The organism is Pseudomonas serbica (genome assembly GCF_028823535.1).
In the GTDB taxonomy this organism is placed as follows: domain Bacteria; phylum Pseudomonadota; class Gammaproteobacteria; order Pseudomonadales; family Pseudomonadaceae; genus Aquipseudomonas; species Aquipseudomonas serbica.
In genome coordinates this window covers 32,895-54,375 of the sequence record NZ_JAQIYM010000014.1, presented here as the reverse complement: position 1 = coordinate 54,375, position 21,481 = coordinate 32,895, and the positions used below count along the sequence as shown (strand labels likewise).

The 21,481-nt window shown below is 59.8% G+C and carries 21 protein-coding genes, 1 tRNA gene and 1 pseudogene; 12 read left to right on the top strand and 11 right to left on the bottom strand.

The features are described from left to right. Positions 1-64: 64 nt before the first annotated feature. The 4 genes and pseudogenes from NQL71_RS22440 to NQL71_RS22425 all read right to left on the bottom strand — a co-directional run. Complete coding sequence (locus tag NQL71_RS22440; protein WP_046815296.1) at positions 65-517, bottom strand: hypothetical protein; 453 nt, start codon at positions 515-517, stop codon at positions 65-67. Between the two features lie 6 nt (positions 518-523). Next, positions 524-940, bottom strand: coding sequence for a hypothetical protein (locus NQL71_RS22435; protein ID WP_046815295.1), 417 nt, complete (start codon positions 938-940; stop codon positions 524-526). 38 nt (positions 941-978) lie between these two features. Further along, positions 979-1,941 carry an alpha/beta hydrolase family protein gene (locus NQL71_RS22430; RefSeq protein ID WP_077186151.1) on the bottom strand — a complete coding sequence of 321 codons (963 nt, stop codon included), beginning with the start codon at positions 1,939-1,941 and terminating at the stop codon, positions 979-981. A 20-nt stretch (positions 1,942-1,961) separates the two neighbouring features. Further along, positions 1,962-2,108: pseudogene (locus NQL71_RS22425) on the bottom strand (DUF1016 N-terminal domain-containing protein); the annotation flags it as partial. A 189-nt stretch (positions 2,109-2,297) separates the two neighbouring features. On the opposite strand from NQL71_RS22425, the gene NQL71_RS22420 reads away from it, so the two are divergent. Then, positions 2,298-2,747 (top strand): hypothetical protein, encoded by a 450-nt coding sequence (locus NQL71_RS22420; RefSeq protein ID WP_077186150.1) that lies wholly within the window; start codon positions 2,298-2,300, stop codon positions 2,745-2,747. Positions 2,748-2,892: 145 nt separating this feature from the next. Here NQL71_RS22420 and NQL71_RS22415 read toward each other — a convergent pair whose 3' ends face one another. Beyond that, the gene (locus tag NQL71_RS22415; protein ID WP_143512487.1) at positions 2,893-3,330 is read right to left on the bottom strand and encodes a hypothetical protein; all 438 of its coding nucleotides are present in this window, start codon (positions 3,328-3,330) and stop codon (positions 2,893-2,895) included. A gap of 356 nt (positions 3,331-3,686) precedes the next feature. Here NQL71_RS22415 and NQL71_RS22410 point away from each other — a divergent pair, with 356 nt between their 5' ends. From NQL71_RS22410 to NQL71_RS22395, 4 genes are all read left to right on the top strand, one after another. Further along, on the top strand, positions 3,687-5,177 hold the full coding sequence (locus NQL71_RS22410; protein WP_046815291.1) for an aldehyde dehydrogenase: 1,491 nt from the start codon (positions 3,687-3,689) through the stop codon (positions 5,175-5,177). A gap of 277 nt (positions 5,178-5,454) precedes the next feature. Then, the gene (locus NQL71_RS22405) at positions 5,455-6,252 is read left to right on the top strand and encodes a helix-turn-helix transcriptional regulator (protein WP_046815435.1); all 798 of its coding nucleotides are present in this window, start codon (positions 5,455-5,457) and stop codon (positions 6,250-6,252) included. A 48-nt stretch (positions 6,253-6,300) separates the two neighbouring features. Then, a complete protein-coding gene (locus NQL71_RS22400) occupies positions 6,301-7,683 on the top strand; it encodes an aspartate aminotransferase family protein (protein ID WP_274643312.1) in 1,383 nt (460 codons plus the stop codon). Between the two features lie 173 nt (positions 7,684-7,856). Then, on the top strand, positions 7,857-9,236 hold the full coding sequence (locus NQL71_RS22395) for an APC family permease (protein WP_166619027.1): 1,380 nt from the start codon (positions 7,857-7,859) through the stop codon (positions 9,234-9,236). 160 nt (positions 9,237-9,396) lie between these two features. Here NQL71_RS22395 and NQL71_RS22390 read toward each other — a convergent pair. From NQL71_RS22390 to NQL71_RS22375, 4 genes are all read right to left on the bottom strand, one after another. Beyond that, positions 9,397-9,472 (bottom strand) — tRNA-Phe (locus NQL71_RS22390). Positions 9,473-9,575: 103 nt separating this feature from the next. Further along, positions 9,576-9,848 carry an oxidative damage protection protein gene (locus NQL71_RS22385; RefSeq protein WP_008024947.1) on the bottom strand — a complete coding sequence of 91 codons (273 nt, stop codon included), beginning with the start codon at positions 9,846-9,848 and terminating at the stop codon, positions 9,576-9,578. Then, positions 9,845-10,912: an A/G-specific adenine glycosylase gene (gene mutY / locus NQL71_RS22380; protein WP_046815288.1), complete on the bottom strand. Its 1,068-nt coding sequence runs from the start codon at positions 10,910-10,912 to the stop codon at positions 9,845-9,847. Before mutY ends, NQL71_RS22385 begins: the two co-directional genes overlap by 4 nt. Then, positions 10,909-13,134, bottom strand: coding sequence for an AsmA family protein (locus NQL71_RS22375; RefSeq protein ID WP_077186147.1), 2,226 nt, complete (start codon positions 13,132-13,134; stop codon positions 10,909-10,911). The genes mutY and NQL71_RS22375 overlap by 4 nt, the downstream gene beginning before the upstream one ends. Before the next feature lie 391 nt (positions 13,135-13,525). Here NQL71_RS22375 and NQL71_RS22370 point away from each other — a divergent pair, with 391 nt between their 5' ends. The 7 genes from NQL71_RS22370 to NQL71_RS22340 all read left to right on the top strand — a co-directional run bounded on the left by NQL71_RS22370 (position 13,526) and on the right by NQL71_RS22340 (position 19,332). Continuing rightward, on the top strand, positions 13,526-15,190 hold the full coding sequence (locus tag NQL71_RS22370; protein WP_274643311.1) for an OFA family MFS transporter: 1,665 nt from the start codon (positions 13,526-13,528) through the stop codon (positions 15,188-15,190). A 259-nt stretch (positions 15,191-15,449) separates the two neighbouring features. After that, positions 15,450-16,043 (top strand): imidazoleglycerol-phosphate dehydratase HisB, encoded by a 594-nt coding sequence (gene hisB, locus NQL71_RS22365; protein WP_007939452.1) that lies wholly within the window; start codon positions 15,450-15,452, stop codon positions 16,041-16,043. Next, positions 16,043-16,681, top strand: coding sequence for an imidazole glycerol phosphate synthase subunit HisH (hisH, locus tag NQL71_RS22360; RefSeq protein WP_077186145.1), 639 nt, complete (start codon positions 16,043-16,045; stop codon positions 16,679-16,681). Before hisB ends, hisH begins: the two co-directional genes overlap by 1 nt. Beyond that, positions 16,682-16,939 (top strand): DUF2164 domain-containing protein, encoded by a 258-nt coding sequence (locus NQL71_RS22355; RefSeq protein WP_274643310.1) that lies wholly within the window; start codon positions 16,682-16,684, stop codon positions 16,937-16,939. A gap of 41 nt (positions 16,940-16,980) precedes the next feature. Further along, positions 16,981-17,718: a 1-(5-phosphoribosyl)-5-[(5-phosphoribosylamino)methylideneamino]imidazole-4-carboxamide isomerase gene (hisA, locus tag NQL71_RS22350; RefSeq protein WP_007972753.1), complete on the top strand. Its 738-nt coding sequence runs from the start codon at positions 16,981-16,983 to the stop codon at positions 17,716-17,718. Positions 17,719-17,727: 9 nt separating this feature from the next. Beyond that, on the top strand, positions 17,728-18,498 hold the full coding sequence (gene hisF, locus NQL71_RS22345) for an imidazole glycerol phosphate synthase subunit HisF (protein WP_007972752.1): 771 nt from the start codon (positions 17,728-17,730) through the stop codon (positions 18,496-18,498). Positions 18,499-18,576: 78 nt separating this feature from the next. Then, entirely contained in the window at positions 18,577-19,332 is a 756-nt protein-coding gene (locus tag NQL71_RS22340) for a substrate-binding periplasmic protein (protein WP_077186143.1), read from the top strand. Here NQL71_RS22340 and NQL71_RS22335 read toward each other — a convergent pair. Beyond that, on the bottom strand, positions 19,313-20,596 hold the full coding sequence (locus NQL71_RS22335; protein WP_274643309.1) for a Vps62-related protein: 1,284 nt from the start codon (positions 20,594-20,596) through the stop codon (positions 19,313-19,315). The two genes, NQL71_RS22340 and NQL71_RS22335, sit on opposite strands and share 20 nt — an antisense overlap. 116 nt (positions 20,597-20,712) lie before the next feature. Next, positions 20,713-21,480: a divergent polysaccharide deacetylase family protein gene (locus tag NQL71_RS22330; RefSeq protein ID WP_046815281.1), complete on the bottom strand. Its 768-nt coding sequence runs from the start codon at positions 21,478-21,480 to the stop codon at positions 20,713-20,715. Position 21,481 lies beyond the last annotated feature (1 nt).

Genomic DNA, 21,481 nt, shown 5'->3' with positions numbered 1-21,481 from the left:
AGAGCCAAAAAAACGGCCGCTGTCAGTGATGACGAGCGGCCGTTTTTTGTTTGAGTCGTAACCCTTACTCGGCTTTTTCTTCCGGCGCTTCCAGCGACTCGCGGTAGACATCCAGTGCAGCGCTGAAATCGGCGATGAACTGTGGCTCGCTGAGCCATGCCTGGGCGGTTTCGCGGTCCATGCCGTCGGCCCACATGCGGTAGTCGATCAGCATGTCGGCGGCCAGGTGGGTAGCGGCCATGCCTTCGTCGTCGGCGTTTTCCATGTCCAGCAGTTCTGGATGGTCGATGATGATGAAGGCCAGGTTCGTCAGCAACACCGAGAGCATTTCGCTGCGGCTGACGGCTTCCGCGTCGCGCATTTTGCTGAACATCGCCAGGGTGTATTCCGGGATCGGCTCGGCGAGGTGGCCTAGGTCATCGTCCAGCGCGGCGGGCTTGCGGCCGTGGATATTGATCTGCTTGGCTTTGGCTTTTGCGCGTTTGGCGCGTTTCTGTTGCTTGTTCAGGGAGGCCATGGGAACTCAGTTCGGTTTCTGTTGGGTTTGCGCGGCAATAGCGTCGGACGCCGCCACGTAGTCAGCCTGGAAGGCTGGGGATTCGATCCACGCCAGGGCACCGGCTTCGTCGGTTTCGGTGGACCATTGGCGATATTCGATCAGGGCGGCGAGGATAAAGTCCATCGCGCCTTCTTCGCCTTCCTGCTCGTACACCAGCTCCAGCAGCGGGTCTTCGAGGAAGGCCGTGCACATGGCCTGCTGGCTGAGCTTCTCGGCGTCGATCATTTTCTTGAACAGTTCGGTCAGGTCCACCGACTCGAAGTCGATGCGATCGTCGTTCGGGTCCAGCTCGACCGGCGCAGCCGCCCTTTGGGTGCGGTTCTGCTTGGCCTTGGCCTTGGCGCGGGAGGCGCGTTTTTGCTGTTTGTTGGCAGAGGCCATGGGCGTCGTTCCGTAATTCGGTGAAAAGGGCAGGTGACTTAGCTGCGAGGTACTGTCCGCCCGGGTGCGTCGGGGGGCAGCTCGCCGTTTTGCAGCCAGGACAATGCGATGGGCCATAGTGTGGCTTGGTATGCGCTGCGAAAAAAGGCGAAATGTCCAACTTCTTGTTCGCCGATGTCTCCGGGGGTAATGCGCAGGTGGGTGTTTATGCCCGCGGTGAAGTAGCCGAGCAGGCGTTCGATGGCCGGGACAGTGCCGTAGGGATCGTCGCTGATACTGATAGCCAGGGTTCTCGCGGTGACGGCTGCGAAGTTTTTGACATGGATGTCCTGGCCGCTGGGGCGCTTCTCGTATCGCGGGGTGGGCGTGCTCCAGTCTCGGACCACACCGGCTGGCGTGTCTTCTAGCCAGCCGAGGCGTTTGCCGGGAAAGTAGCCGCACAGCATCGTCACCAGTGGCATCACTACATGCCACTTGGCAAACATCCGCCAGCGCTGAGCGGGCTCATAGTCGCGCCAGTAAGCGAATTGCGCACCGACTGTCACCAGGCGACGGATTAGCGCTCCGGACGATCCCAGGCCCGCTGCGCAACCTCCAAAACTGTGACCGACCACATCGATCGGTTGACCGGGAAATTCACGCTGTGCGCGCTTGAGCATCGCCTCGAAGTCCAGGGTCCCCCAATCGGACCAGGACGCCTCAAGTGTTTTCATCGATGCGGGCCGAGATTCGCCGATGCCACGGTAGTCATAGGTGATGACATCGAAGCCGTTGGCAAACAGGTAATCGGCGAAGCGCGAGTAGTGTCGGCAGCGCACCGAGGTGGCGGCGTTGATGATGACGACTGCTCGAGAAGAGTCCTGATCCGCCTGTCGCCAGGTGAAGCCGCCAAGGACGAAACCGTCGGAGGCGGGTTGCTTGAACGGTTCGCCCGAAGTGCCAGGCTTGAGCGGCAGCTCGATTTGACGGGGGGTGAGGGATGGAGTGTCCTGCAAATTCATCGGCGTCGGACCTTTGCGGGTAGCTGCCTAAGATAGTCCTCAGGTCGACGGCTTGACCAGTTTTGCTCAGCTGCATCGTCCATATACCACTTGCGTGCCTTTTCGTTGTCTACGCGTAGAAGCCTGCGGTAGAGCGTCCAGCTCAATTCGAGGCGCAGTGCGTCTCGAGCCGAACTCCACGGTCCGCACCTTCGCAAGTGTTGGGGAGCAAGCAGATAGATGTGAAGGTTGAGGGAGCGATCCCCGTAGTACGTTTCGTAGTGGCTGCAAGTTCAAATCGTTCTAAAACACGACGACCGTGCCGGAAATCCAAGTTGAGTAACGATTGGGTTCCATGGGACCCGGGAGTCGTCATCATGAAATCTGTGAAGTCACTGTTCCTGCCCCTTGTCGCTATCGGCGTGTTGATGTTGCCGGTTGCACCGCAGGCCGCCAGCCTCGAGCCGATCGACAATTCGGGTGTGCAGGTTCAACGGCAAGAACAAAACGGAATTACCTATTTGTCCGGAGGTATTGGCGAGGATGAGGCGAAGGCAATCCAGCAAACTTCGGGTTACAACTTGCATATGACGTTCTCCGTCGGCGTCGAGAATGAATATATTCCGGATGTCGATGTAGCCATTCATAACGCGCAGGGTCAAAGCGTGTTGAACCTGACGGGGGCGGGTCCGCTGGTGTACGTCCAACTGCCTCCTGGCAAGTACACGGTGGTTGCGACGCGTGCGGGTGAGACAAGGCGTGATACCGCGGATGTTGGGACAGGAACCGCGCGCAATCTGGTATTTCACTGGAATGGCGGTGTATAGCCTAGTCGCAGACGCGAGGCTTTTCGTCAGCACTCAAATCCGCAAACAGCCGCTTTCACGGCCGTTTGCGGAACACCGCGCGCTAGAGTTTCGGTTTGCCAATGCGCGATGGATGGGTTGCTGAACAAACACCTGGGGGATGGAGTTAGCGGATGCTGCGGATGTTGCCTTTGTTGCCTTTTACCGTGACGGATACTTTCTTGAAGATGAAATAGTTTTCTTCGTTCACTTCATAGCGAGGGGCGACGATCAGGTCGGCACCGGAAGACTTGACCGCTTTGTAGGCCGCAGCAGATTTGACTGCGCTGACCGGATCAAGGCCCAGGCTGCTCAAGCCACCGCTCTGGCCGCCATAGCTGACGCCGTCGGCAAATTGCGAGTCGCCACCAAATTTAAGAAAGCCGAACAGAACGTTGACCGAAGACTGGCCGGAGATCGCGTCACCGACGGCGATGTCCGCTTTCAAGTCTGCTTTGACGGTGCTATCGATTGGCGAGGACGGCTGGCTATTGTTGTAACTGACGCAGCCGCTGGCGGCGACAATGATTGTCGATAGGGCGAGGAATTTCAAAAGCTTATTCAAGAGCTGCTTCCTTACGTTTGAACGTGAATGCATGCAGGCAGATTTGCTGCTGCCGTATTTTCGCCGCCTAAACTTTTGCGCTCTATGAGAGGGATCCTAAAACACTGTATGAAGAGCGGGCACAACTGGAAGGAAGGAGTGCTTGATAGGTGTAGGAATTTTCGTTTGCAGTGGAGTTGTTAAATCCCGGACATACAAAACTGAGTCATACCTACTGCTCCTCACCCCCGGCACTACCGAGCTTTTTCTTGGGGACCGAGCATATTTTTACTATTTTTCCTCGCCGCCAGAGTCGAGCATGATCCTGCGAAACCAATAAAAACTGACCGTATCAGCGGTCGGCATGGGAGTAGCGTGTGCTCGATCTCAACTACTGGCAGCAGCGGGCTGCCCGCCAAACATTCATTGAAAATGCGTTGATCGGAGGGCAGCAGGTTGCGTGCGCCTCGGGTGCGACTTTCGAGGTGATCAATCCGGCGACCAACCAGCTGCTGGCATCTGTTACTGCATGCGGCGAGGACGAAGTGAACCTCGCCGTGCGTTCGGCGCGCCGGGCGTTCGAGGAGGGGCCGTGGGCGCGGATGGCGCCGGTGGAACGCAAGAAGATCCTGATCCGGCTCTGCGAACTGCTCCTGGCCAACCGCGAGGAGTTGGCACTGCTCGACTCGCTGAGCATGGGCAAGCCGGTCATGGATGCCTACAACATTGATGTACCTGGCGCGGCCCATGTGTTCGCCTGGTACGGTGAGGCCCTGGACAAGCTCTATGACCAGGTGGCGCCTACCGCGCGCAATGCCCTCGCCACCATCACCCGCGAGGCCCTTGGGGTGGTTGCCGCCGTGGTGCCATGGAATTTCCCCCTGGACATGGCGGCCTGGAAACTCGCCCCGGCATTGGCTGCCGGAAACAGCGTGGTCCTCAAGCCTGCCGAGCAGTCGCCATTTTCTGCCTTGCGCCTGGGTCAGTTGGCGCTCGAGGCCGGCATGCCGGAAGGGGTATTGAATGTTGTCCCGGGCCTGGGTGAAAGTGCCGGCAAGGCCCTGGGACTGCATCCTGATGTGGACTGCCTGGTGTTCACCGGTTCGACCCAGGTCGGCAAGTACTTCATGCAGTACTCGGCCCAGTCCAACCTCAAGCAGGTCTGGCTGGAGTGCGGCGGCAAGAGCCCGAACCTGGTCTTCGAAGACTGCCAGGACCTGGATCTGGCCGCGGAAAAGGCCGCGTTCGGCATCTTCTTCAACCAGGGCGAGGTCTGCTCGGCCAACTCCCGGCTCTACGTGCAACGATCTATCCATGATGAATTCGTCGAGCGCCTGATTGCCAAGGCTCGGACCTGGATGCCCGGTGATCCCCTCGACCCTCAGAGCAGGGCCGGTGCCATCGTCGATAGCGAGCAGGCCGACCGCATCATGAGGGCGATCGAGCAGGCTCAAGGCGAAGGCGCGAAGATCCTGGCAGGCGGTGAACGCCTGACGATCAATGGCTCTTCGAACTTTATCCAGCCGACGATTTTCGCTGGCGTGGGTCGAAACATGAGCCTGGCCCGTGATGAGGTTTTCGGTCCGGTGCTGGCCGTCAGTGCCTTCGACACCGAAGAAGAGGCGATTGAGTTGGCCAACGACAGCATCTACGGGCTCGCCGCGTCAGTCTGGAGTGATGACCTGAACCGTGCGCATCGTGTGGCCCGGGCCTTGAAGGCCGGGACCGTCTCGGTCAACACCATGGATGCACTGGATGTCGCCATTCCTTTTGGTGGCGGCAAACAGTCCGGTTTCGGGCGCGATCTTTCCCTTCATTCGTTCGACAAGTACACGCAACTCAAAACCACCTGGTTCCAGCTTCGTTAAGTCCGCGGCCCTCGGCCACGTCGCACGGCGTGGCAGGAAAAAACCATCTGCACGCACCTCTCGGGGTGGCGTGCTTTTCCTGCTGGCGGGGCAGCAGGGGCGCTCATTCTGCGCCCTTTGGTCGACTCACCCCAACGGGTGATATCGGCAGTTTTGCGAGCGTGGGAACATCATTTCAACCCCGGCACCAGTCAACTTGTGTCGCTCCCAACCGTTCTTTCGGCGAGTCTTTGAAGTGGAAAACGATCGGTTTTTTTCTGCGCAATGGTTCGAACAGATGGCCAAGGTGACCGAGAGTATCGGTCAACCGGGATTCACCGCGACGCTGTTCGAAACCCTGGGCTGTATCTGGCCTATTCAGGCGACGACGCTGTACCAGTATCCGCATGGTGGCATGCCCAGCGCGCTGTTCGAACTGGATGGCCCCTGGCTGCCGCAAGGCAATGTGCGCCAGTACCTGTCTGGGTTCTACCTGCTCGACCCGTTCTACGGTGCCTGTGTGGAAGGCGTCAGCTCCGGTTGCTATGACCTCGCCGAGGTCGCGCCCGACCACTTCGAACTCAGCGAGTACTACCAGTCGTTCTATCGGCACTCGCACCTGCAGGACGAGCTGAACTACATCCTGCAGTCTGCTCCCGGGCTGAGCCTGGCTGTTTCACTGGCGTTCACGGAAAAACTGGATGCAGCGACGACGCAGCAGTTCAAGCGCATTGCACCCTGGGTCCTGACCTTGCTGGGCAAGCACTTTGTCGGCCTGGATACGCGCGGCGCGCGCTTCGAAAACCAGCTGGAGCAGCGCATCCACTCGGCCCTGAATAACTTCGGTTCGTCGATCCTGACCGAGCGCGAATGCCGCATCGCCCAACTGATCCTGCGTGGCCATTCGACCCGCTCCCTGGCCGAACGCCTCGGGGTATCGGAGGACACCATCAAGTCCCATCGCAAGAACGTCTACTGCAAGCTCGATATCGGCACGCAATCGGAGTTGTTTTCACTGTTTATCGATTCGTTGGCCGAAGCCCAGGGCGTGCTCAGCAAAGACCCTCTTGAAAGCTACATGAGCAAGAGCCGCTGAGCGCACTTGCTACCCCTCGCGTGACTATCAACAAAAGAGAAAAAAGCCATGAATGCACCCTTCGAACCGAAACGGCAGACTGAGGATTACCAGCAGTCCGATGCCGCCCACCACATCCATGCGTTTGTGGATCAAAAGGCGCTCAATGCCGAAGGTCCTCGAGTGATGGTCCGAGGCGAGGGCCTGTATCTCTGGGACAACGATGACAAACGTTACCTGGACGGCATGTCGGGCCTGTGGTGCACCCAGCTCGGTTATGGTCGCAAGGACCTGAGCGCCGCGGCGGCTGCGCAGATGAACCAGTTGTCGTACTACAACATGTTCTTCCACACCACCCACCCAGCGGTGATCGAGTTGTCCGAGCTGCTGTTCAGCCTCCTGCCGGGCCACTACAGCCACGTCATCTACACGAACTCCGGCTCCGAAGCGAACGAGGTGCTGATCCGTACCGTTCGCCGTTACTGGCAGGTTGTCGGCAAGCCGCAGAAGAAGATCATGATCGGCCGCTGGAACGGTTATCACGGCTCGACCCTGGCGGCCACTGCGCTGGGCGGGATGAAGTTCATGCACGAGATGGGCGGCCTGATTCCGGACATCGCGCACATCGATGAGCCTTACTGGTTCGCCCAGGGTGGCGAGCTGACCCCGGCCGAGTTCGGTCGTCGCTGCGCTTTGCAGCTGGAAGAGAAAATTCTTGAGCTGGGCGCCGAAAATATCGCGGGCTTTATCGCCGAGCCTTTCCAGGGCGCTGGCGGCATGATCTTCCCGCCCGAGAGCTACTGGCCGGAAATCCAGCGCATCTGCCGTCAATATGATGTGCTGCTGTGTGCCGATGAAGTGATAGGTGGCTTTGGCCGCACCGGCGAGTGGTTCGCCCACGAGCATTTCGGTTTCGAGCCGGACACCCTGTCGATCGCCAAGGGCCTGACTTCCGGTTATGTGCCGATGGGTGGTTTGGTGCTGGGCAAGCGCATTGCCGATGCGCTGGTGGAGCAGGGCGGTGTCTTCGCCCACGGCCTGACCTATTCCGGACACCCGGTCGCGGCCGCAGTGGCGCTCGCCAACCTCAAGGCGCTGCGTGATGAAGGTATCGTTCGCCAGGTGAAGGAGGATACCGGGCCGTACTTGCAGCAGATTCTGCGCGAAGTGTTCGGCAACCATCCAATGGTCGGCGAGATCCAGGGCGCGGGCCTCGTGGCGGCCTTGCAGTTCGCCGAGGACAAGGCCACGCGCAAACGCTTCGCCAACGAAAACGACCTGGCCTGGCAGTGCCGCACCTTCGGTTTTGAAGAGGGCGTGATCATTCGTTCGACCTTGGGCCGCATGATCATGGCGCCGGCACTCGTGGCAACGCGCACAGAACTGGACGAGCTGGTGGAAAAGACCCGCATCGCGGTAGACCGCACGGCACGGATCGCGGGAAAGCTTTGAGGTCATCTGTGAGCGGGGTGGTGATCGACAGCGTTACATCGCCCTGCGTGCCTATCGATTGAACAAGAGGCTGCCCGACATTGGGCAGCCCGCCCTTCAGCAGATCAATTCACTCACGGTATCCGTGCTTCGGATACCGCAGCGTCCTGCATTCAAATTTTCAGGAGTCAGCAATGAATACAATAACAAGCGTGGCCGATACTCCTTCCCATCATTGCCCGTCGCAAGCAGATTCGCCCGGCAGGTTTCGACAATCCCTGGGGCTTGGCGCGCTGGTGCTCTTCGGCCTGGCGTATATGGTCCCGCTGGCGGTGTTCACCACCTATGGCCTGGTGACCCAGATGACCAAGGGGCACTTACCAACTGCGTATTTGCTGACCCTCGCCGCCATGCTGCTGACCGCTTACAGCTACGGGCGCATGGTGCAGGCGCATCCGTATTCGGGATCTGTGTATTCCTATACGCGCAAGGCCTTCGGTAGCTACTTTGGCTTCATGGCTGGGTGGACCTTGTTGCTGGACTACATCTTCCTGCCGCTGCTCAGTTATTTGCTGATCGGCATCTACATGTCCGAATACTTCCCCGCGGTCCCCGCTGCGGTGTGGGTGCTCGGCTCCATCGCCCTGGTGACCTTCCTCAACCTGATCGGTATCGAATCCATCACCCGGGTCAACTTGCTGCTGGTGGTTGTCCAGTTGGTCTTCATCGTGGTGTTCGTTGCGTTGTCGATCCACAACCTGGGGGATCAGGCAGAGCCCGTCTCGCTGCTCGCACCCTTCCACCATGAGGGCTTCAGCGTGCCGCTGATCATGTCTGGCGCGGCGGTTCTCTGCCTGTCCTTTCTCGGTTTCGACGCGGTGTCGACCATGGCCGAGGAAACGCCCAACCCGCGGCGTCTGATCCCCCTCGCGATCATGGTGGTGAGCCTGCTCGGTGGCCTGCTGTTTGTCCTCGTCTCGTATTTCGCGCAAATGGTCTACCCGCAATGGAACACCTTTGCCGACCCGGACTCGGCGTCGCTGGACGTCATGCGTCGCGTGGGGGGAGAACTGCTGGTGACCGCGTTTACCGCCACCTATGTGGCCGGCTGTTTTGCCTCGGCGATGGTCTCCCAGGCCAGCGTCTCCCGGGTGCTGTTCGCCATGGGCCGCGACGGCGCGCTGCCCCGGGTGTTCGGCAGGCTGGTCTCGAAGAAACGGGTGCCGGCCACCGCGATCATGCTGGTCAGCCTGTTCTCGCTGATTGCCCTGTTCATCACCCTGGATACCGTGGCCAACATGATCAGCTTCGGTGCGCTCTTCGCGTTCTCGGCGGTGAACCTGGCGGTCATCAAGCATTACCTGGTCGACCAGAAGCTGCGCGGCACCCGCAACTGCCTGTTGTACGGCGCGGTACCGGCCCTGGGGTTCCTCAGCACCCTCTGGCTGTGGACCAGCCTGTCCAGCATGTCGTTCATGATCGGGCTGTGCTGGATGGGGTTGGGGCTCGTTTGTCTGCTGGGCGTCACACGCGGGTTCCGGGTGCAACTGCCGGAGCTGCAGATGGCGGAGTGATCCGCTGAGGCCGGGCTGCTCCCGTCGCCCCTTGTGATCGCCTGCACCAGGCTTTCACGGGGGGCACGCAAGAGTACAAACCCTGGAAAGCAAAAAACCCGCACTAGGCGGGTTTTTTGTGTGCTTTCAGGTGTGCTTGGCATCACCTGAAAACGAAAGGTGGTGCCCAGAGACGGAATCGAACCGCCGACACGGGGATTTTCAATCCCCTGCTCTACCGACTGAGCTATCTGGGCAACGGGGCGCATTAAACTGGTTTTTCAGGGGGTCGTCAAGCAAGTTATCAAAAAATATTTAATTATTACCGTCGCTTACGATCCGCCCCCCGACTCCACAGGCTTACTCCGCAGGCGGAACGTAGCCTTCGGCCTTGGCGTATTCCTCGCCGGAGAAGTACTTGTCCATCTCGCCCTGCAGATATTTGCGATCTTCGGCGTTCATCATGTTCAGGCGCTTTTCGTTGATCAGCAGGGTCTGGTGTTTTTGCCAGTCGGCCCAGGCCTTGGCCGAGACGTGGTCAAAAATGTCCTGGCCTTTGGCGCCCGGGAATGGAGCGCGCTCCAGGGCGGGCAATTCTTCTTTGTACTTGCGGCACATGATGGTGCGGGTCATGACGACTCTCCTGCGTTCAATACGACGGCCGCGCGTTCGAGCAAGGTCTTGACCGGGGCGGCAAGGCCCAGGCGCGGCGGGGTGGCGAGGTTATACCAGAGCCAGTCGGCCTCGGCCACGTGATGGCCGGCTTCCTGGACCTGGACCAGCCAGGGTTCGATGGATAACTGGAAATGGCTGAAGGTGTGCACCAGGCTCGGCAGTGCCTGCGGGTTGCCCAGGGCCAGCGAGTGTTGCGCGGCGAGGTGTTGCAGGTCGTCGAGGTCATCGAGTTCCGGCAGGCTCCATAAACCGCCCCACAGGCCCGTGGAGGGGCGGCGGTAAAGCAGGATCGCCCCTTCGGCATTGGCGAGCATCGGCATCAGCGTGCGTTTCTGCGGGATGGCTTTGCGTGGCTTGGGAATCGGGTAGCGGGTTTCCAGGCCGAGCATGTGCGCTTCACAACCCTTCTGCAGCGGGCAGAGCAGGCAGCTCGGCTTGCTGCGGGTGCAGAGCGTGGCGCCCAGGTCCATCATCGCCTGGGTGTAGGCGTTGACCCGATCGTGCGGCGTAAAGCGCTCAGCGTTGGCCCAGAGCTGTTTGGCGACCTTCGGCTCGCCTGGGTAACCCTCTTGTGCGGTAAAACGCGCCAGCACGCGCTTGACGTTGCCGTCGAGGATGGGCGCGCGCAGGCCCATGCTGATGCTGGCGATCGCGCCGGCCGTGGACAGGCCGATGCCCGGCAGGTCGGTGAGCTTTTCCACGTCCCGGGGAAACTCACCGCCGTACTGCTCGACGACGATCTTCGCGGTCTTCTGCAGATTGCGCGCACGGGTGTAGTACCCCAGGCCCGTCCACAGGTGCAGCACTTCGTCTTCGGGCGCCGCTGCAAGGGCTTCTACCGTCGGCAGCGACGCCATGAACCGGTCGAAGTAATTGAGCACAGTGCTGACCTGGGTTTGCTGCAACATGATTTCCGAGACCCACACCCGATACGGGGTGATGCCCTGTTGCCAAGGCAAATCGTGGCGGCCGTGGCGGTCGAACCATTCCAGTACCGCCGATGAAAACTGCTCGGCTCTCATCGCTTGAACAGCCCCTTGAGTGCGTCCTTGAGTTCCGGGCTGACCTTGTCGCCCAGTTTCTCGTCGATTTTGTCGCCGATGCGCTCGCCCGCCAGTTTGCTCGCGACCTGGCCCATGCGTTCGTTATCCAGGCGGCAGGCCTTGGCGCCGAGCTCCAGCGGGCCGCGGCAACGCAACGGCCACTGGATGCCGACAAATTTTTCGCCCACCTGGCAAGCCGGGTCCGGCATGTCGCTCTTGTCGCCTTCGACAATGATGCCCACGCGGTAATCCATGCCCAGGACGCGCAGGTCGACATCGCCGTCGCCGTTGACGGTCATGCCCGGGATGCGCACTTTCAGGTCCGGGTTGCTCGCGACGCCGTTGCGCAAGGTCAGGTTGCCCTTGAGCTCCTGGAAGGGTGTGTCCTTGCCCCGCGGCTCGCCGCTGAGGGTTTTGCGGTTGAGCGTGGCGATGCCTTTGCACAACTGCTGTTCCAGGTTGGCATTGAGCAGCACGCCATTGTTGATGACGAAACTGGCGTTGCCGTTGAGGGTTTCGATCAGCGCTTTCTGGCTGTTGCCGCTACCGGTGAGGGTGCTGTTGAGGGTTACAAGGCCCTTGACCGGTGGTTCCTTGCCCTGGCTTTCAAGGATTTTTTCCGCGGGCACCCGGCTGATCTGTGTCTGCATGCTAACCACAGGTGTCTGCTGGCGCACATCGAGGGTGCCTTTGGCGTCGAAGTTGCCCTCGTACAGGTCGCCGCGCAGGCTCGTCAGCGTCAACAGTCCGTCCTGGCCGCTGGCCTTGAGTACGGCGTTCTTGATCGGCAGTTTTTCCAGGGTCAGTTGGCCGAAGGTCAGGTCGGCGTCTACATCCAGCTTGGCCAGGCGCTCCACTGGCAACAGGCGTTCGTTGCTCCACGCCTCTTTGGTCGGCGATGGTGGCAGCGGTGTGCTGCCGGCCCCGGCCATGGCATCGGCTTCGGTGCTGGCGACTTCGGCCTGGCGCACTTGCTTGGCGCTGTTGGCTTCGGCCGACTTGGGCGGCAGGTAACGGTCGACGTTGAAGGTGTCGGCCTTGAGGGTTGCGCGCAGGGATTGTTTGGCAAAGTCCTCGACGGCGATGCGCCCAGTAAAGGTGCTGTCGTCGACTTTCAGATTGAGGTCATCCAGCGTAAGGCTGGAAGGCGTGCCGGCCAGGCGCGTGGCCACTTCGACTTTGCTCAGGCTGCCTTCGGCCATGGCCGGGAGTTTCTGGCCGATGCTGTCGACGAATTTCGCCAGGTCGAACTGGGCAATCGACAGTCCGCCGCTGACCTGCGGGGTCTTGTCCAGGTCATTGACTTTCAGCTCGCCCAGCGCTCGCAACTGGTTGGCGGAGACCTTGATCCCGGTCCATTCGGCGACGTTGGCGGCCTTGTCCAGCAGCAACTGCCCCTGGGCGGCGAAGGTCATGGTCTTGCCTTGCAACGGATCGCCGGCGACTTCACCGGACAACTTCATGTCTTCGAGCTTGTAGCGCTGCAGCGCGCGCTCGAAGCGCAACTCGCCGCTGAGCTCTGTACGCACCCGCAGAACCGGCTGGTTGGTGCCCAGGAATGCGGTGAGCTTGAGCGGGATATTGGTCGAGTCGTGCACCGGGCCGGTACTGAGCTGGATGCTTTCGGCGCTGAATTGCTTGCCGGTTTTTTCGTCGCTGTATTCAACGCGGGCGTTGTTGACGGTCAGGCTGTCGATGTCCAGGCGAATGGGCTGGGCCGGTTTCTCGGCCTGGGCGGTGGTTGGCGACTCGGGTTCGCCGCTGCTCTCGGCAGGCGTGGCCGTGGTTGCAGGCTTGGGCGCCTTGCCGATGTCTTCCCAGTTGCCGTGGCCATCCTTGTCACGGTTCAGGCGCAGGTTCAAGCCTTCGACGCGCACATCGCTCATCTGCACCTCACGGCGCAGCAACGGCAGCACGCGGACCGACAGGCCGAGCATCTGCAGGTCGGCGAACGGATCGGCAGGCTTGGCCAGGGTGGCGACCGCCGCATCGTGCAGTTCCAGGCCCAGCCACGGGAACAGGCTCCAGCCGATATCGCCATTGAGCGTCAGCTCGATGTGGGCCTTGTCGCGGGCTATCTGGCGTATCTCGTCTTTGTAGTCGTTGGGATCGAAGAGGTGGGTCAGGGCGAAGCCCAGCGCCACTACGATCAGCAACAGCCCGAGAAGCACCAGACCCAGGATTTTGCCGAACGCTTTCATGGGCGAGTCCTTGTAGTTAGTCGAATTCGAAATTTAGCCGGGGAGTATAGCGCTCCACCGCGAGCGACCGGGCAGATCACGAGGGCAGAGTGTCGAGCATCCAGGCAAAAAGTAATTTTTCCTACAATTTCGGCGCGGTACCGAAGAACTTGTTCAGCCGTTCGACCATGACCGGACGGGAGGTTCCTTCAGGGGTAGGAAATCGAAAACGTGATGTCACTTTGGTTTTTTGCTCATTGGCAAATGCTACCCTTCCTCTGTTCGTCCGTCCCTGCGCGGCATGATGTCGCATAAAACGAGCTTTCCCTGAATAAAACAGTCATGTCTGCGTGCATAAAGGCTGAGGGCGGAGAGTGGCTGGCCGAACCTTATAATAATTGGGGGATACACAATGACCACGAGTATCACGGCGGACGGCCTTCAGGCCGACCAGACCGCGTTCCTTTCCAAGGAACGCATCATCGCCAGGCCCGGTTTCAACCGGTGGCTGGTGCCACCGGCCGCGTTGGCCATCCATCTGTGCATCGGCATGGCCTACGGCTTTTCGGTGTTCTGGTTGCCGCTGTCCAAGGCGCTGGGCATCACCGCCCCAGTGGCTTGTGCACCGGACATGAGCTTCATCGCCCAGGTCTTTTCTTCGCAATGCGACTGGCCGATTTCAATGCTCGGCTGGATCTACACGCTGTTTTTCATCTTCCTGGGTTGCTCGGCAGCCATCTGGGGTGGCTGGCTGGAACACGCCGGACCACGCAAGGCGGGTGTCGTCTCGGCGCTGTGCTGGTGCGGCGGCCTGCTGATTTCCGCGCTGGGGGTCTATACCCACCAGATCTGGCTGATGTGGATCGGCTCCGGGGTCATTGGCGGTATCGGCCTGGGCCTGGGTTACATCTCGCCGGTGTCGACCCTGATCAAGTGGTTCCCGGACAAGCGCGGCATGGCGACCGGCATGGCGATCATGGGGTTCGGCGGGGGCGCGATGGTCGGTGCACCATTGGCGGCAGCGTTGATGAGTCACTTCGCTTCACCGACCAGTGTCGGCGTGTGGCAGAGCTTCCTGGTCATGGCGGCGATCTATTTCGTGTTCATGATCGGCGGCGCGCTGTCCTATCGTGTACCGCCTACCGGCTGGAAGCCTGAAGGCTGGACGGCGCCGGCGAAAAAAGCCGCGAACGCGATGATCACCCATCGTCATGTGCATGTGAATGTGGCGTGGAAAACGCCACAGTTCCGCCTGGTATGGCTGGTGCTGTGCCTCAACGTATCGGCGGGCATCGGCATCCTCGGCATGGCTTCGCCGCTGTTGCAGGAGGTGTTTGCCGGCAAGTTGTTGGGCAACGATCTGACATTCGGTCAACTGGATGCTTCGCAACTGGCTTCGATTGCAGCAATCGCCGCCGGATTCACCGGTCTGCTGAGCCTGTTCAACATCGGTGGCCGGTTCTTCTGGGCATCGTTCTCCGACTACCTGGGCCGGAAAAACACCTATTTTGTGTTCTTTGCCTTGGGCTTCGCGCTGTATGCGTTGATCCCGAACCTTGGCCATCTGGGCAACATTGCGCTGTTCGTGGCGGCGTTCTGCATCATCCTGTCGATGTACGGCGGTGGTTTTGCGACTGTTCCGGCGTATCTCGCGGACCTGTTCGGTACGCAAATGGTCGGCGCGATCCATGGGCGTTTGCTGACGGCGTGGGCGGCGGCGGGCGTGTTGGGGCCGGTGCTGGTGAACTATCTGCGTGAGTATCAGCTGAGCATTGGTGTTGAGCGTGCTGCGGCTTATGACATCACCCTGTACATCCTCGCGGGCCTGCTGGTGCTGGGTTTCCTGTGCAACCTGCTGGTTCGTCCGGTGGCTGACAAGTACTTCATGACCGACGCGGAACTGGCTGCCGAACAGGCGCTGGGTCACGACAAAGGGGCTGACGCCAGCACGTCGCTGGAGTGGAAAGCGGCGCCGGGTAGCAGGCCTCTGGCGATTGCTGCCTGGCTGGTGGTGGGTATTCCATTGGCATGGGGTGTCTGGGTGACGTTGCAGAAAACGGCGGTGCTCTTCCACTGACATCCAGCCCTCTGTAGGAGCCGGCTTGCTGGCGATCAATGTGACGCGGTCTGTTAGATAGGCCGCCTTCGCTGGCAAGCCAGCTCCTACAAAGGGGCGAACGCCGTGCATTGGCAATGAATGCCGGCTTGTATGGACATGTCTATCCCCGACGACTGGGGATTCTATCCGTCAGCGATATCACCTCTCGTGTTTCTGTTTCGCGCCCGCGCCCCTATAATGGTTGCCTTTTTCGCCCAATGATTTTGCGGAGCTGGTGATGGCCGAACGTATGGCGTCAGTCGAGCGCGACACTCTGGAAACCCAGATCAAAGCCTCGATCAACCTGGATGGCACCGGAAAGGCCCGATTTGATATCGGTGTTCCTTTTCTTGAGCACATGCTGGACCAGATCGCCCGTCACGGGCTGATCGACCTGGATATCGTCAGCAAAGGCGACCTGCATATCGATGACCACCACACCGTGGAAGACGTCGGTATCACCCTGGGCCAGGCATTCACCAAAGCCATCGGCGACAAGAAAGGCATCCGTCGCTACGGCCACGCCTACGTGCCGCTCGATGAAGCGCTGTCGCGCGTGGTGATCGACTTCTCTGGCCGCCCGGGCTTGCAGATGCATGTTCCGTACACCCGTGCCACCGTCGGCGGCTTTGACGTTGACCTGTTCCAGGAATTTTTCCAGGGCTTCGTCAACCACGCCAACGTCACCCTGCACATCGACAACCTGCGTGGCCACAACACCCACCACCAGATCGAAACCGTGTTCAAGGCTTTCGGCCGCGCGCTGCGCATGGCTGTGGAGCTCGATGACCGCATGGCCGGACAAATGCCTTCGACCAAGGGCGTCCTGTAATGCAGACAGTCGCGGTTATCGATTACGGCATGGGCAACCTGCACTCGGTGGCCAAGGCCCTCGAGCACGTCGGTGCCGGCAAGGTCCTGATCACCAGCGATGCCAACGTGATTCGCGAAGCCGACCGGGTGGTTTTCCCCGGTGTTGGCGCGATCCGCGATTGCATGGCGGAGATCCGTCGCCTGGGGTTCGATTCGCTGGTGCGTGAAGTCAGCCAGGACCGTCCGTTCCTCGGCATCTGCGTCGGCATGCAAGCCCTGCTCGAGCGCAGTGAAGAGAATGACGGCGTCGACTGCATCGGCCTGTTCCCGGGCCAGGTGAAGTTCTTCGGCAAGGATCTCGTCGAGGATGGCGAGCATCTGAAAGTCCCGCACATGGGCTGGAACGAAGTGAAGCAGAAGGTCAGTCATCCGCTGTGGCATGACATTCCGGACCTGGCGCGTTTCTACTTCGTGCACAGCTACTACATCGCCGCCGGCAATGCCCGGCAGGTGGTCGGTGGCGGTCACTACGGTGTCGATTTTGCCGCAGCGCTGGCCGAAGGCTCGCGTTTCGCCGTGCAGTTCCACCCGGAGAAAAGCCATACCCATGGCCTGCAGTTGCTGCAGAACTTCGCCGCGTGGGACGGTCGCTGGTAAATGGCCGTCAAGAAGAAGCCGCCGATCCTGACCCTCACTCCCGAGCAGGAGAACGAGGCCAACAGCAAGATCAAGCGTTTCATGGAAGATCGCTTCGAGCTCGACCTCGGTTTGTTCGAGGCGGCTGAAATTCTTGAGCTGTTTACCCGTGAAATTGCTCCGCACTATTACAACAGGGCGATTTTCGATGTGCAGGCGCACCTCAAAGAGAGGTTCGAAAGCATCGAAAGCGACCTGTGGGCGCTCGAGAAAAACTGATTTCCGAGCCAAGCTAACATTCGAATTTGAAGGTTTGCCAGATGCTGATTATTCCCGCTATCGATCTTAAAGACGGTGCCTGTGTTCGTCTGCGCCAGGGCCGCATGGAAGATTCCACGGTGTTTTCCGATGATCCGGTGAGCATGGCTGCCAAGTGGGTGGAGGGCGGTTGCCGTCGTCTGCATCTGGTCGACCTGAACGGCGCGTTCGAAGGCCAGCCGGTCAACGGCGAAGTAGTCACCGCGATTGCCAAGCGCTACCCGAACCTGCCGATCCAGATCGGCGGCGGTATCCGCTCCCTGGAAACCATCGAGCACTACGTCAAGGCGGGTGTGAGCTACGTGATCATCGGCACCAAGGCTGTGAAAGATCCGGCCTTCGTTGCCGAAGCCTGCCGCGCGTTTCCAGGCAAGGTGATCGTGGGTCTCGACGCCAAGGACGGCTTTGTCGCCACCGACGGCTGGGCTGAAATCAGCACCATTCAAGTGATCGACCTGGCCAAGCAGTTCGAAGCCGATGGCGTGTCCGCGATCGTTTATACCGACATCGCCAAAGACGGCATGATGCAAGGTTGCAACGTACCTTTCACCGCTGCGCTGGCTGCTGCCACGAAGATCCCGGTGATCGCTTCCGGCGGCATCCACAACCTGGGTGATATCAAGACGCTGCTCGACGCCAAGGCGCCAGGCATCATCGGCGCCATTACCGGCCGTGCGATCTACGAAGGCACCCTCGACGTCGCTGAAGCGCAAGCTTTCTGCGATTCGTACAAAGGCTGAGGACTGACCATGGCGCTGGCCAAACGCATCATCCCTTGCCTGGACGTGGACAACGGCCGGGTCGTCAAAGGTGTGAAGTTCGAGAACATCCGCGATGCGGGCGACCCTGTTGAAATCGCCCGTCGCTACGACGAGCAAGGTGCCGACGAGATTACCTTTCTCGACATCACCGCCAGCGTCGACGGTCGCGATACCACCCTGCATACCGTCGAGCGCATGGCCAGCCAGGTGTTTATCCCGCTGACCGTGGGCGGTGGCGTGCGTACCGTGCAGGACATCCGCAACCTGCTCAATGCCGGTGCGGACAAGGTCTCGATCAATACCGCGGCCGTGTTCAACCCGGAATTCGTCGGCGAAGCGGCGCAGCATTTCGGTTCGCAATGCATCGTGGTCGCGATCGATGCGAAGAAGGTCTCGGGGCCGGGCGAAACCCCGCGCTGGGAGATTTTCACCCACGGTGGCCGCAAGCCAACCGGTCTCGACGCCGTTGAATGGGCGAAGAAGATGGAAGGCCTGGGTGCCGGTGAGATCCTGCTGACCAGCATGGACCAGGACGGCATGAAAAATGGTTTCGATCTGGGCGTTACCCGCGCCATCAGCGACGCGCTGGGTATTCCGGTGATCGCCTCCGGTGGTGTCGGCAACCTGCAGCATCTGGCCGATGGCATCATCGAAGGTCACGCCAGTGCGGTGTTGGCGGCGAGTATTTTCCACTTCGGCGAATACACCGTGCAGGAAGCCAAGGCGTACATGGCCCACCGCGGAATCGTGATGCGTTAAACAAACCGGTACAGGCCAGTGGACATCATGGCGGGCTCAGGGCACTCTTGAGTACGCCATGGATTTCGGTAGCCAGACATGTTTAAAAGCATTCTTCTTGTCCTCGCCAGCGCTTCCTTGTTGCTCATCAGTAGTGCACGCGCTGCAGGCAGCTCCACCACGGACCTGGTGCTGCTGACGGAAAACTTCCCGCCCTACAACATGGCCAAGAATGGCAAGAACTTCGCTCAAGATGAGAACATCAATGGCATCGCCGTGGACATCGTCCGCGAAATGTTCAAGCGTGCCGACGTCTCCTATAGCCTGACCCTGCGTTTTCCGTGGGAACGGGTCTACAAGCTGGCACTGGAAAATCCCGGTTACGGTGCATTCGTGATGGCGCGTCTGCCAGACCGTGAGCAGCTTTTCAAATGGGTCGGGCCAATTGGTCCGGACGACTGGATCATGCTGGCCAAGGCCGACAGCAAAATCACCCTCGAAACCCTGGAAGACGCGCGAAAGTACAGGATCGGCGCGTACAAGGGCGATGCGATTGCGCAAACACTCGCCAAGCAGGGCCTCAAGCCCATCGTGGTGCTGCGCGACCAGGATAATGCGAAGAAGCTGATCAATGGCCAGATTGACCTGTGGGCTACCGGTGACCCGGCCGGGCGCTATCTGGCGCGCCAGGACGGGGTCAACGGGTTAAAGACCGTGTTGCGTTTCAACAGCGCCGAACTGTACCTGGCGCTGAACAAGAACGTGCCAGAGACAACCGTCGCCAAATTACAGGCTGCGCTGGATCAGATGCGCAAGGACGGTGTGGTCGACGAGATCATGAGCCGGTATCTATAGCGGCGGGCAAGTTATCTGCTGCAATGTCTGGTGCGGGCGGATATTCCGCCAGGTACAGGCTGTTGCCATCGATGTAACTGACTTCGGCGGGCACTTGAGTGTTGTTTGCGCGAAGTAGTCTGTAGGTACTCTGCAACTCGTAAGCGGCAACAGTTTTGTTTTTCGCAACAATGGTGACCACCTCTGCTGCTGCTGGCCCATTCCAACTGTCGGAGGGTTCGGTGTGAGCAAAACGCGTGTTCAGCCGCGCCGAGAATAAGGATGGTTGTCGCGCTGGCCACTGGCCGTCGACCACGATCGAGGTGGCGCGGGAGAACCCTTCCAGACTCTCAGTGCTCTGTGGCCGGTTTGTTGACCACTTGAAGGTCTGGCTCACCGCGTATTGGTTGTTGGCGTATCCGATGAGTACATATTGGTCCGTTCTTTCCAGGCGGTAAAACGGTGATGTGTGTAATTGCTCGAGAGGTCTTAGTTGGGGATCTCTGACGGTAAACCAGGGCAGTTTGGCAATGTAGGTGATTTTGGCCGGTTCGGCAGTTAAGGGTTGTTCGTTCCCCAAGAGTACCGGAGCCACCGGTGGGGGACTTTCTTGCAGAGGGATCTGCATTCGCAATGAATAAGCAGTGATGTGTGTGGCGGGTTTGTTATAAGTACCGACACCGACGAAAGTACCTGGCGCGAAGTAGATCTCGCCGGCCTGTGCGTTTGGAGGGTAGATGCCCCAGGCACTGAAGCTCTGTTTGGCGCCGCTGCCCTTATCGTTCCAGATCAAGTCACTGATGAATGATGGGACGACAAGATCTGCCCGGACGCAACGAACGCTGTTAAGCGAAGGTCTGTCTCGTCCATTCGAGCTAACCTGACCCAATGCAACATATCCATCGGGAGGAATCGGTCGCCATATCGAACAGTCCGCCTTGGCGCCTGAACCTGTATCTCTCCAGACTTGTTCAAAGTCGATGGGAGGCTTGAGTGCCAGTCCCTTGCTGCTATCGCCACTCTGCTGATCACCCTCGCAGACCACCATCACCACTCTTTTCTCGTTGATGTCCTGGTGTCCGGTGGCGGCCACATCGCCGAGGGGAAAATAGCCCGGCAACAACTCAGGGTTGGGTGTAGGGCGCCAAAAGGCTGCGGGGTTGGACCTGGAGCCGCTGCTGTCCCAGATACGGCGGAACTCCGTTGTATAGTTGATCAGCAGGTTGTCGCATTTTATCGATTCCGTTCGCCTCACGGCCAATGGAGCGTTGTCTTCGGGGTTCATAGTCATTCCTGATAGTTGAAAAGGCGACTCTGTGGAGTCACGACCTGTTGCAGGTTTCACTATCCGAAATGTGGCGCCGCTTCTGGCGGTAACTATGTATAGGTCGAGACAGGGTATTACCGATAAACGCCGTCTTTGCCATGAGCGACCATGGCGCGATTGCTGCGCACGCTGATCATTTGCTTGAGATCAATCCACTCGATACCCAGCGTCTTGAGCTTGGGCAATTCTCTCTCCAGCACCGCCAGTGTTTGCGGATAAGGATGGCCGATCATCACCGCCGAGCCCTGCTTGCGCGCAAGGCTGATGGCCGTCTGCAGCTGGGCGAAGATCGCCGCTTCAGTGCGCTCATCATCCAGAAACACATCCCGCGAAACGCTCGCCAAGCCAATCTTCTGCGCCTCGGCGGCGGCAACGGTTTGAGCGCTGGTGCGGCTGTCCAGGAAGAATTTGTGTCGGTACTGCAAGTGCGCCATCAACCACGTCATGGCCGCCGGCTGGGCGGTCATGCGACTGCCCATATGGTTATTGATTCCGCTGGTATACGGCACCTTTTTGAACGCTGCGTCGAGGCGCCTTTCCAGCTCATCGATGGGCAGGTCGGGGCGCCAGGCGAACGGTCCGGTAGCCGGGTCCATGGGCATGTGCAGGATGACGATCTTGCCGGCGCGATGGGCTTCGCGGGCGAATTCGGTGGCGTGGGGCGTGTCGGGCATGATCGCCGCCGTCACTGGCCCCGGCAGGGCCAGCACTTGGCGATCCCGGGGCAGGTTCTGCCCCAGGTCATCGATGATCAGACTGATGTAGGCCTTTTGAGGGGTGGGCGCTGCATGAGCAATACCCGCCAGACAACACAACAGCCCCAAGGCTAACCGCAAAAGCATC